The organism is Rubrilithobacter danxiaensis (assembly GCF_047272945.1).
Classification (GTDB): Bacteria; Bacteroidota; Bacteroidia; order Sphingobacteriales; family Sphingobacteriaceae; genus Rubrolithibacter; species Rubrolithibacter danxiaensis.
On record NZ_JBKOPS010000015.1, the window covers coordinates 1 to 12,335 of the forward strand.

General features: G+C 39.1%; 11 protein-coding genes. 10 read left to right on the top strand and 1 reads right to left on the bottom strand.

Annotated elements, in window-relative coordinates; all coding sequences use genetic code 11:
• Positions 1–60: 60 nt before the first annotated feature.
• Genes ACLCDL_RS15835 through ACLCDL_RS15845 form a run of 3 tightly spaced genes read left to right on the top strand, consistent with a single transcriptional unit; the run spans position 61 to position 3,721 of the window.
• Positions 61–2,925 carry a TolB family protein gene (locus ACLCDL_RS15835; protein WP_423149381.1) on the top strand — a complete coding sequence of 955 codons (2,865 nt, stop codon included), beginning with the start codon at positions 61–63 and terminating at the stop codon, positions 2,923–2,925.
• A gap of 1 nt (position 2,926) precedes the next feature.
• Positions 2,927–3,199 (top strand): hypothetical protein, encoded by a 273-nt coding sequence (locus tag ACLCDL_RS15840; RefSeq protein ID WP_423149382.1) that lies wholly within the window; start codon positions 2,927–2,929, stop codon positions 3,197–3,199.
• A 3-nt stretch (positions 3,200–3,202) separates the two neighbouring features.
• Entirely contained in the window at positions 3,203–3,721 is a 519-nt protein-coding gene (locus tag ACLCDL_RS15845) for a hypothetical protein (protein WP_423149383.1), read from the top strand.
• Here ACLCDL_RS15845 and ispE read toward each other — a convergent pair.
• Positions 3,718–4,521: a 4-(cytidine 5'-diphospho)-2-C-methyl-D-erythritol kinase gene (gene ispE, locus ACLCDL_RS15850; protein WP_423149384.1), complete on the bottom strand. Its 804-nt coding sequence runs from the start codon at positions 4,519–4,521 to the stop codon at positions 3,718–3,720. The two genes, ACLCDL_RS15845 and ispE, sit on opposite strands and share 4 nt — an antisense overlap.
• Before the next feature lie 82 nt (positions 4,522–4,603).
• On the opposite strand from ispE, the gene ACLCDL_RS15855 reads away from it, so the two are divergent.
• From ACLCDL_RS15855 to ACLCDL_RS15885, 7 genes are all read left to right on the top strand, one after another.
• Complete coding sequence (locus tag ACLCDL_RS15855; RefSeq protein ID WP_423149385.1) at positions 4,604–5,398, top strand: thymidylate synthase; 795 nt, start codon at positions 4,604–4,606, stop codon at positions 5,396–5,398.
• A 54-nt stretch (positions 5,399–5,452) separates the two neighbouring features.
• Positions 5,453–5,989: a dihydrofolate reductase gene (locus tag ACLCDL_RS15860; RefSeq protein ID WP_423149386.1), complete on the top strand. Its 537-nt coding sequence runs from the start codon at positions 5,453–5,455 to the stop codon at positions 5,987–5,989.
• Positions 5,990–6,096: 107 nt separating this feature from the next.
• Positions 6,097–9,057, top strand: coding sequence for a protein translocase subunit SecDF (secDF, locus tag ACLCDL_RS15865; RefSeq protein WP_423149387.1), 2,961 nt, complete (start codon positions 6,097–6,099; stop codon positions 9,055–9,057).
• Positions 9,058–9,146: 89 nt separating this feature from the next.
• Positions 9,147–9,581 (top strand): MarR family winged helix-turn-helix transcriptional regulator, encoded by a 435-nt coding sequence (locus tag ACLCDL_RS15870; protein WP_423149388.1) that lies wholly within the window; start codon positions 9,147–9,149, stop codon positions 9,579–9,581.
• Positions 9,582–9,585: 4 nt separating this feature from the next.
• Entirely contained in the window at positions 9,586–10,590 is a 1,005-nt protein-coding gene (locus ACLCDL_RS15875; RefSeq protein ID WP_423149389.1) for an NAD(P)/FAD-dependent oxidoreductase, read from the top strand.
• Positions 10,591–10,593: 3 nt separating this feature from the next.
• Positions 10,594–10,914, top strand: coding sequence for a 2Fe-2S iron-sulfur cluster-binding protein (locus ACLCDL_RS15880; protein WP_423149390.1), 321 nt, complete (start codon positions 10,594–10,596; stop codon positions 10,912–10,914).
• Between the two features lie 98 nt (positions 10,915–11,012).
• A complete protein-coding gene (locus ACLCDL_RS15885) occupies positions 11,013–12,317 on the top strand; it encodes an NAD(P)/FAD-dependent oxidoreductase (protein WP_423149391.1) in 1,305 nt (434 codons plus the stop codon).
• Positions 12,318–12,335 lie beyond the last annotated feature (18 nt).

Sequence of the window (12,335 nt, forward strand, 5' to 3'; positions counted from 1 at the left end):
AAATAAATAATTAATATACGAGTAGCACAAAATTTAAAAATATACTAAAATATTTAGCAAGTGACTTTTCCGAGTAAAAATTTTACATTTAAAAAACTAATAATCAGTTTATTTATATTAATTACATTAATTTTTAATATACATTCTACTTCGGCCCAGGTTTTTGATGCTGAACAAAACCCTCCAGGTATTGAATGGGAACAAATAACTATTCCCTCCTTTCAAATAATTTATCCTTCTGCATTAAGAGATGAAGCTCAGCGAATGGCTAATACTTTAGAAATCCTGATCCAAAGAGTTAGCTTCTCTTTAAATATTCGTCCGAAAAAAATCTCTGTTATTCTGCAAAACCAGGGTACTACATCCAACGGATTTGTACAACTTGCTCCCCGTCGTTCTGAATTTTTCACTACGCCCTCGCAGGAGTTTGACTACCAGGATTGGCTTAACAGTTTAGCTGTTCATGAGCTACGACACGTAGTTCAATTTGACAAATTGACAGGAAATTTGAATGCGCCTTTATTTGAAGAACTGGCCTTCGCCATTTTTGGAATTACCCTCCCTCCCTGGTTCTATGAGGGGGATGCTGTCGGCATTGAAACGGCTCTTACTTCTGCCGGCCGGGGGCGGCTGCCGGAATGGGAGCTAACATTCAGAACAAATACACTAAGTAAGAAAGAATATAGTTATTCAAAAAATTACCTTGGTTCTGTCCGCGATTTAACACCGGGTTATTATCAGCTTGGATATTTCCTCACAACCAAGCTTAGAAGAGATTATGGAAATGGAATATTAGACAGTATCTACAGGAGGATGAAAAGGGCTCCGTTAAGACCTTACAATCTCAGTAATTCGATAAAAAAATTTACCGGTTTGAGCACCCGAAATCTTCATGACAGTACAGTTGCTGAACTAAAAAATTTATGGGCCGAACAACTGAAAAAAGTTAATGCAAAAGACTATCCGATTTTAAATGTAAAGCGAAAATCCCAACCGGAATTTTATCTTCTTCCTACTCCTTCTTCGAAACAAGGCGAACTAATTTTTTTAAAACAAAACCGGTTAAAAACGTCGGCTATTTCTGTTATTGATTCGAACGGAAATGAACGAACATTAGTCAGGATCGGAATTCAGGAAATTCCAAATTTCAGCTATGCTAACAATAAAATTGTTTGGGATGAATTCAGGTATGACGCCCGGTTCCACAAACGCTCTTTTAACGTAATAAACGTGTACGATATCAGTACGCATTCATACCATCAGCTAACTCATAAAACACGGCTGTTTGCTCCGGCCCTTTCCCCGGATGGAAAAACAATTGCAGCAATTGACGTCAATTACTCAAACCAGGTTTTCCTGGTAGAGCTTGACGCCGAAAACGGCAGCGAACTCCGTCGTTACCCATCTCCAGCAAATACGATGCTTCAAACACCCGCTTTTAATCCTGAAGGGAATAAAATAGTTTTGGTAGGTGTAAATCAACAAGGGAAAACCTTACTCGAATTTGATCGTGAACAAAAAGCTTTCCACCAGCTCATTCCGTTCCAGAAGCAATTAATATCAAAACCTGCTTATGCTGAAGGTCAGCTGATTTTTAAAGCTCATTACAATGGGATTGATAATATTTACCGCTTAAGTACGGATGGAAAGATTTACCAGATAATTTCAGCACGCTTCGGTGCTTATAACCCGACGTATGACAGTAAAACTCAAAAAATATATTTCAATAATTACCATGTTAACGGATACGATATTTCTTCTATCCCCTGGAATGCACAGGCTGGAACTTTAACAGATTCGCTGGAAAATACCTCTATCAATTACATCGGGCCTGTAGCAAAACAAGAAGGGCATGCGGACGTGTTTTCCACTATTGCTGAAAAGAAATATCCTTCCAAACCTTACCTTGAACGTTACAACCTCTTTTATTTTCACAGCTTGATACCGATTGCAGAAAGCAATACGTATGGAAATAACAATTACGGGTTAAAACTGCAGTCGGACAATAAACTGAATACGCTTAGTTTTTATGCCGGATACCAGTTTAACAATACATTGAAAAAAAGCGAGTATCTAACAGGTTTTACTTACCGGCGATATTTTCCTGTATTCGATATTTCTTATAAAAATCTTGCTCAGCAAAACTTTCTTAAAGTAGTCTCTGAGGAGGAAACGAAGTTTATACCGTACAGCTGGCGTGAAAATGTATTTAAAGCCGAAATAACTATTCCTGTTATTTTCAATCAGCTTAATCATAATTTTGCGGCAGGATTTACAAGCGGAACAAGTTATACTGCACGTTATAATGTTGTAAACCGCCCGGCAAACTTTAACGAAACGCTGATCTTCCCCCTGCATTATGAAGTTTACTTTAACCACAATGTAAGGCAAAGTGTAAAAGACCTGGCTCCGAGGTGGGGGCAAAACGTCCGTCTAACTTATCACCATTTCCCATTTGAAGAAGATGTGAAAGGAGAACTGCTTACATTACGCACCGTTTTGTATTTTCCCGGAATAGCACCAAGCCACTCGTTTCAGGCCTCTTTTAATTATCAAAATGCAAGCAGGTATTATAACACTACCGTTGATATTCCGAGAGTTCGGGGATACAATTATCTGAGAAACCGGGAAAAACTGAATAACACACTTTTACTTGACTATAAATTTCCTCTCTTCTATCCCGATTGGACCTTAGGGCCGATAGCATACATAAAAAGGATTAAAGCCGGTTTTTTTACTGATTTTGAAAACATTCGCTTTCATCATTCATTTAGCCCCCAAACGTTTGGAGCTGAATTAAGTGCAGACATGAATTTGCTGCGCTTCTACCTGCCCAACTTTGATATTGGAGGAAAAATCATATTTATAAATAAAAAACCACAACAAAACCCGATATTCGAAACAAGTATTTCTTATAGCTTTTAAAATGAGCTTAAAAACAATTTTTATAATTGCGGTAACAGTACTTGTTACAGTTGTTTTAATGAACAACACAGATGAAGTTTCTTTCTGGCTGTTTGGTGAAATCCGGATTTCAAAGCTTGCCATACTTGCTGTATTCTTTTTAACAGGCTTTCTGCTCGGATTAATTGCAGGCCGTCCTCGTAAAAAAACAGTGCTTACTCCCTCGCCAGTATCTGAAGATGAAAACAACAAAGAATCAGGACTAAGCCAGGAGGATCGTGACTATATCAGCTAAGTAATGAAAAAAACAGCTACCCTTTTTTTGCTTCTTTTACTGGCCGTGTTTTCCAGGGCGCAGGAAATACTTCCATCAAGGTATCATTTTGATAAAGCTGAAGATTACAAGCAATATGAAGCTAATGTAATTCGCGGCATTAACTGGCTGGCATCTACCCCACGGACAGAATCAAAAGAAACCCGCGGACTGATAGAAGACTTTCTGGTACTATGGGTAAAGGGCACGCCTGACGTTCAGGTAATAATTGAACCGTATACCATGAAGCTGTCTAAAACCAATCCCGATCTGTTACTTAGCTTTATTTTTGGCTATACGTTATACCAGTTGGAGCATGCTGAAGATAAGAATCTTTTGAACGCAAATATTGCGGGGATAACTCATCTAATTGATGATTATATCCGAAATAAAGAAGTTTTTAAAAAAGACGAGCAGATAGAAACCCTGATAAGCTTACAAAAAAGCGGAAAACTGGAAGATTGGGTAAAGCCTCGCCTAACACATACTGATTCCGGTAATTAAATATTAAAAAATACCGTACAATCTTTTTGCAGATTTTCTAAATCTGTCTTTTCTTTAAAAATTCCGTAAACAGATGAACCGCTGCCGCTCATGGAGGCATAAACGGCTCCTGATTCATACAAAGCTGCCTTTACCCCTCTTATTTCAGGATGATTTTTAAATACAGATTCTTCAAAATCATTTTTAACATAGGTTTTCCATTCTTCAACAGGCAGCGTTATAAGCTCTTTTAATGATTGTTCGGGCCGGTGTGGTTTAACTCCACGGTAAGCTTCTCCGGTTGAAACATGAACTTCCGGCATTACTAAAACAACAAAATAAGATGAGAGGTCTAAGGTTAAGTATTCCAGCTTATCTCCTTTGCCATATGCAAATACAGGTTTATTATGGAGAAAAAAAGTACAGTCTGCGCCCAATTGCCTGGTATAATTTTCCATTTGCTCCCGGTTGAGGTTCAAATTAAAATTTTCATTAATAAGTCGGATAAGGAAAGCGGCATCCGAAGAGCCTCCCCCTAACCCCGCACCTATAGGAATTTTTTTATGCAAATGAATCTTAACAAAAGGAATGTCAAAATCCTTTTTTATTAACTGATAGGCTTTCAAACAAAGGTTTTCATTTGCAAAACCTGGAATTTCGTTTCCGGAAGTTTCAAAACTTAATTCAGGTGCTTCTGCTATTTCTAAACCATCGTAAATCCGTATTGGATAAAAAACAGTTTCTAAATCATGGTAGCCATCATTACGGCGGCTGATAACATTTAACCCGATATTGATCTTGGCATTTGGAAAGCTTATCATTACTTTTAGACATTCCACGATTTTTAAACAATCGTAGGAAGACAAAATTACATTTATTTCCTTTGCAGCAGGCAAACATTACATGAAACAATATCTTGATCTGATGAAGCACGTGCTTGAGAACGGCACACAAAAACACGACCGCACCGGAACCGGAACCATCAGCGTTTTCGGTTACCAGATGCGTTTTAATTTAGAAGAAGGCTTCCCGCTTGTAACTACAAAAAAGCTGCATCTCAGATCGATCATTCATGAACTGATCTGGTTTCTGAAAGGCGAAACCAATATAAAATACCTGAAAGATAATGGTGTAAGCATCTGGGACGAATGGGCTGATGAAAATGGCGAATTAGGCCCCGTTTATGGTTATCAGTGGCGTTCTTGGCCCACACCGGATGGAAGGCATATCGACCAAATCAGTCAGGTAATTAATCAGCTTAAGAACAATCCGGATTCCCGGCGCATCATTGTTTCTGCCTGGAATGTTGCTGATATAGAAAAGATGGCTCTTCCACCCTGCCATAGCTTCTTCCAGTTTTATGTAGCAGAAGGAAAATTAAGCTGCCAGCTGTACCAGCGCAGTGCCGATATTTTTCTGGGCGTTCCTTTTAATATCGCATCGTATGCATTGCTGACAATGATGATGGCACAAACCTGCAATTTAGGATTGGGTGACTTTGTTCATACCTTTGGAGATGCCCATCTTTACAACAATCACATTGAACAGGCACATCTGCAACTGAGCCGCGAACCCCGGCCGTTGCCACAGCTAAAATTAAATCCGGATGTAAAAGATATCTTTGAATTTAAATTTGAAGACTTTAAACTTGAAGGATACGATCCCCACCCACATATTAAAGCTCCGGTAGCGGTTTAAAAAGTAAAAATATAAGATAAAGTGTATTAGCAATGAGCCATAAGCCATTTAGCTATGATCTATCCGCATAAGCTATTGACCCATGAACCTGATAACCCTATGACTAAAGAAATATCTCACGTAGTTATAGCTGATGAAAACAACGGTATCGGCAAAGACAACCAACTCCTATGCCATTTACCTGCAGATTTGAAGCACTTCAAAGACCTTACTATCGGTTTTCCGGTAGTTATGGGGCGTAAAACCTTTGATTCTATTCAAAAGCCATTAATCAAAAGGCGGAATATTGTAATAAGCAGGCAGGAAATGCAAATTCCTGGATGCGAAGTTGTTCATTCTATTGAAGAAGCTTTGCAAAAATGCGAAACAGAAGAAAAAGTTTCCATTGTTGGCGGAGCCACCATTTACCGGCAATCGCTTGATGTAATAAACACTATTTATTTAACACGTATTCATCACACATTTGAAGCCGATACCTTTTATCCTGAACTTAATCCGGACGATTGGGAGGAGAAAGAAAAAGAGTATCACGAGGCCGACGAAAAGAACCCTTTTGCTTACACGTTCATCACATACAAAAAACGATTCTAACTGTTTGATATTTTCTCAATTAACAATTTCATAAATTAAAAATTTAGTTAGATTTGCCCTCTTAACCAAAACAGGCTTAGAGAAAAGAATTACACAATTAATTTAAAATGCAAGGTAAAGGACTGATAAAATTTGTCACAATAGCGCTGGCTATTGCATGTTTGTATTCACTTTCTTTCACGTGGATAGCTAACAAAGTTGAAAAAGATGCGAGGGAGTTTGCAAAAGGCAATCCGGAAAAAGAAAGAGCTTATCTGGATTCCGTATCAAATCAACCCGTTTTCAGTGGCATAAAATATATAACTTATCAATACGCTAAAGAAAGGGAAATTCCTCTGGGGCTGGATTTAAAGGGTGGTATGAATGTTACCATGGAAATCTCTTTGACTGAATTGATAAAGAATTTATCCAATAACAATACAGAGCAGGCATTCAATACAGCATTACACAATGCACAAATTCGGCAGAGAACAAGCCAGAGTGATTTTATAACTCTGTTTGGAGAAGAATACGAAAAGTTAAAACCAAATGGTCGCCTTGCTTCTATTTTTGCTACTAAAGAAAACGGTTCTCGTGTTAAGATTGATGCAAGTAATTCGGATGTATTAAACTTTCTTCGGGACGAAGCCAAAAGTGCGATTGATCGTTCTTTCAACATTCTTCGTACCCGTATTGATAAATTCGGAGTAACTTCACCTAACATTCAGCAACAGGCAGGTACAAACAAAATATTAATCGAATTACCTGGAGTAACTGAACCTGAACGTGTTCGTAAACTTCTGCAAGGTTCTGCAAAACTTCAATTCTGGGAAACATACGATAACACAGAAATTTTCCCGTTACTGGAAAATATTAACAAAGTTCTTGCTGCTACCCAAAAAACTGTTGGCGATACTACAAAACCTGTTGTACAGGCTAAACAGGATACAAGCGGAAGTAAATTAGCAAATCTTGGCGTTAAAAGAGATTCAGCGGGTAAAGATAGTGCCGGCTTGGCTAAGAACCAGGCAGAACAGGCAAGACAAAATCCGCTGTTCTCTGTGCTTGCTCCTGCAACTTACCAGGAACAAAATGGCCAGCAGGCATTACGTCCGGGCCCTGTGGTAGGATATGTTGCTCAAAAAGACACCTCTAAAGTAAATCATTTCCTTACAATGCCGGAAGTAAAGGCAGTTATTCCTCAAAACGTACGTTTGTTCTGGGGTGTAAAACCTGTAAGTCCGGAAAGTAAAGTTTTTGAACTCTATGCACTTAAAACTTCTGGTTTTGATGGTTCTGCCGCATTGGAAGGCGATGTAATTACCGATGCAAGAAGCGATTATGATCAGCGGAATAATCCGGAAGTTGTAATGGTAATGAACACAGAAGGGGCCCGAGCATGGCGAACGTTAACAGCTGCTGCATCTGCCGATCCGAACAATAAGAAAAGCATTGCAATTGTACTTGATAATTATGTTTACTCTGCACCTACAGTTCAAAATGAAATTCCTAATGGTATTTCTTCTATCAGCGGAAACTTTACTGTTGAAGATACCAAAGATTTAGCAAACGTTTTAAAGGCAGGGAGATTACCCGCTCCGGCTGTAATAGTTGAAGAAGCTGTTGTAGGCCCGTCATTGGGAGAGGCTGCCATCAACGCCGGTCTTATTTCATCGGTAGTAGGATTAGTTGTGGTATTGGTTTTCATGATGTTCTATTACAACCGTGCAGGAACAGTAGCCAACGTAGCGGTTTTTGTAAACGTATTCTTCCTGATGGGTGTATTAGCATCTTTAGGGGCCGTACTAACACTGCCAGGTATCGCGGGTATTGTGTTAACAATGGGTATGGCCGTAGATGCGAACGTACTTATTTATGAACGGATTCGCGAAGAACTGGATCATGGTAAATCTATCCGGCTGGCAATTGCAGATGGTTTTAAACATGCCATGCCGTCAATCCTCGATTCTCAGATCACTACCTTTTTAACTGGTATTATTCTTTACGTTTTCGGAACAGGGCCAATTCTGGGCTTCGCTACAACGCTGATGGTAGGTATTATCACCTCCCTGTTTACTGCTATCTTTATTTCACGCCTGGTATTCGAATGGATGCTTGATAAGAATATGTCAATCAAATTCTCCCATCCATGGAGCTCTCATACATTTAAGAATGCAAATTATGCTTTTGTAAAAAATCGCTCTAAATTCTATATCATTTCAGGGTTGTTTATTGCAGCCGGCTTAGTTTCCATGTTCACCCGTGGATTCAGTTTAGGAGTAGATTTTAAAGGCGGAAGAACGTATATCGTTCAATTTGACAAGCCGGTAGAAACAGAAAGTGTACGCCAAGCCCTTGATGTGACGTTTGGTACCACCACTGAGGTAAAAACATTCAATTCAGAAAATAAACTTCGTATCACAACTTCATACGAAATTGATAATACGACTGATGAAGCTGATAAAAAAGTACAAAATAAGCTGCAGGAAGGATTGTCAAAAATCGACCCCAAAGCTGAAGTGATCAGCTCTCAAAAAGTAGGGCCAACTATAGCGAATGATATCAAGGTTTCTGCTATCTATGCTGTAATCTTCTCCATTATTGCTATTGCATTGTATATCCTGGTACGTTTCAGAAAATTAGCATTTAGTATAGGTGCGATGATTGCATTAACACACGACGTTTTATTAGTGCTTTCTTTCTTCTCCTTATTTAACGGAATATTGCCTTTCTCTTTAGATATTGATCAGGCATTTATTGCGGCTATCTTAACCGTTATCGGATATTCAATAAATGACACGGTGGTTGTATTTGACCGTGTGCGTGAGTACCTAAATCTTCACCACTCCAAGAAAGATAACATGAAGGAGGTAATTAACGATGCTATAAACAGTACATTAAGCAGAACAGTAATAACTGCTTTAACGGTTGTATTCGTTCTCGCCGTATTGTTTATCTTCGGTGGACCAGTAATTCGTGGATTCTCTTTTGCTCTTCTTATCGGTGTAATTTTTGGAACTTATTCTTCAATTTGTGTTGCTACTCCGGTAGTAGTAGAATTCCAAAAAGAGAACGAGAATAAAGCTTAATAAAAAATAAAATATGTCAAAAGCTCCGGATGCTTCCGGGGCTTTTTTTATGTAAAAATATCTATATATTTGTTGTACTAATTATTTGTATGGCAAAAGAAAAGTTTAGTACCTATTCTTTCCTGCTCGATCGCACAGCCCGAAGGGTAAAACAGTATGCACAGCAACAATTCAACCAGCAGGCATTTGATATTACGGTTGATCAATGGTTGGTTTTAAAAAGCCTGAATGATGAAAATGACCTGAATCAAAGTCAATTAGCAGAACTCACCGGAAAAGATAATCCTACCCTAACCCGGATTATTGACCTGCTGTGTAAGAAAAACTTAACAGAAAGAAGAGTTCATCCGGCCGACAGGCGGAGCTTCACAGTTCATTTAACAGAGCAGGGTTCTCAAAAGGTAGCAGAACTTTCCCCAAAAGTATCAGCGATCAGGATGAAAGCATGGGAAAATTTGTCGTTAGATGATTTTGAAACACTTAAACGAATTCTCAACACAATTTATACAAATCTGAATTTATAAAAATATGATCAGCACAGATATTTGCATCATAGGCGCCGGCCCGGTCGGTTTGTTTGCAGTTTTTGAAGCAGGACTGTTGAAAATGCGATGTCACCTTATTGATGCACTGCCGCAGGTTGGTGGCCAGCTCTCCGAAATATATCCCCATAAACCCATTTATGATATTCCTGGCTATCCTGAGATAAAAGCACAGGACCTGGTAGAACGCCTGATGGAGCAGATTGATACATTTAAACCAACTTTTACTTTGGGAGAACGGGTGCAAACCCTGACCCGCAAGGAGGACGGATCTTTTATTACTGAAACCAATGACGGAACTCAGGTACACTCTAAAGTTATTGTAATTGCCGGCGGGCTTGGGTCGTTTGAACCCCGGAAACCGGAAATTGATAACCTTGCACTTTATGAAGGAAAAGGAATAGCATACATGGTTAAAAACCCGGAGCTGTTCAGAAATGAGAAAGTAGTTTTGGCAGGTGGTGGTGATTCTGCACTTGACTGGACAATCTTTTTAGAAAATATCGCACAACGGGTTACTTTAGTTCACCGGGGTGATACTTTCAGAGGAGCACCTGATTCGGCGGAAAAAATATTTGAATTAGCAAAAGAAGGACGGATAGACCTTATACTGCAATCAAATATAACACGCGTTGATGGTAAGGGACATCTTACTCACATTACAATAGAAAGCCGGGATAAAAGCGTACAAACTATCGAAGCAAATTTCCTGATTCCATTGTTCGGGTTGAGTCCGAAGTTAGGGCCGATAGCTGAATGGGGGCTGAATATTGACAAATCTGCCATCAGCGTAAACACCACTGATTACTCTACGAATGTCGAAGGGATATTTGCTATCGGAGATATTAACACATATCCCGGCAAGTTAAAGCTGATCCTTTGCGGATTTCATGAAGCAGCCCTGATGGCACAAAGCGCTTTTAAATTTGTATTTCCTGAACAAAAATTGAGTTTTAAATATACCACAGTAAACGGCGTGAACGCATTTTAAAATATGATTGCTATTACAGTTGAAGACCGAAACGGCGAAAGACAAACCATAGAAATTCCGGAAGGAATAAACCTGAGTCTGATGGAAGTATTAAAAGGTTCTGATTATAACATTCTTGCCACCTGCGGTGGAATGGCTTTGTGTGCAACATGCCATATACAAGTGCAGGAAGGGGCAGAAAAACTTCTTCCACCTACTGATGCTGAACTTGAAATGCTGGATACTCTGCCCGACGCAGGTTTTGACAGTCGTCTTTCCTGCCAGATTCGTGTAAACGATAACTTAAACGGGATTTTAATAAAAATTTTAGGGGATGAACAGTAATCCCAACATTTCACCCTCAATTGGGTTATAATTTAAACAAGCGATAAATACACTGCTTCTTTATATTTTAATTAAGCTTTTACTTTAACATAAACCACATGGATTTAGCAAATCGATCAACAAATTTTCCAAGGGTAATAATTATAGGAGGAGGTTTTGGTGGAATACAATTAGCAAAAAATTTGAAGAACAAAGAAGTAGAAGTATTAATGCTTGACAGGCATAATTATCATACTTTCCAACCTTTGCTTTACCAGGTTGCAACCGGGGGCCTTGAAGCAGATTCGATTGCTTTCCCATTACGGAAGATATTTAAAAATCAAAAGAACTTTAAGTTTCGAAATACAGAAGTTACTCAAATAATCCCCGAACGTAATGTTGTGGAAACTACCATCGGAGAATTTCCTTATGATTACTTAGTAATTGCAACCGGCTCTGACACCAACTTTTTTGGCTCAAAAACACTGGAACATTATACCATGCCTATGAAAACCATACCCGAAGCATTAAATCTGCGGAGTATGTTGTTGCAGAATTTGGAAGAAGCCCTGGTAGAAAAAGATCCTGATAAGAAAGCAGCCTTATTAAACTTTGTGGTAGTAGGCGGCGGGCCTACCGGTGTAGAGCTATCAGGAGCCTTATCTGAATTAAAACGGCATGTTTTAAAAAAGGATTATCGTGAGCTGGATATAAATCAGATACATATTTATCTGATAGAAGGCTCACATGAACTTTTAGGGCCTATGTCTGAACAGGCGAAAAGAAGTGCCAAGGAGTTTTTAGAAGAAATGGGTGTAGAGGTAATAACGGACGTACGTGTTGAAAGCTATGATGGAGAAAGGATTATATTGTCTAATAAACGGGAAATTGCAAGTAAAAGTGTTCTATGGTCGGCGGGAGTTATGGGCGAAGTTATCCCCGGTATACCCAAGGAAAAAATTGCAAGAGGGAACCGCATTCAGGTAGATGAATTCAACCGTGTGGTTGGATATACCAATATATTTGCTATCGGCGATGTATCGGGAATGATTACGGAAAAATACCCTAACGGACTGCCGGGAGTAGCACCTGTAGCTATGCAACAGGGAAAGCTTCTTGCAAAAAACATTTTGCGGATAGTTAATAACGAAACTTTAGAACCTTTTGAATATAATGATCAAGGCTCGATGGCAACTGTAGGACGAAACCGTGCAGTTGTTGATTTAGGAAAGATCCGCTTTCAAGGAATTTTTGCGTGGTTCGTATGGATGTTTGTCCACCTGATGTCTTTGGTTGGATTTAGAAATAAACTGGTTGTATTTGTAAACTGGGTATGGAGTTATTTCAGCTACGATCGAGGTACCCGGCTTATAATAAGGCGTTTTAGCCGTGAATCAATGACGGAGGACACTTCTTCTAAATAACTTACCGCGGTGGTGAAA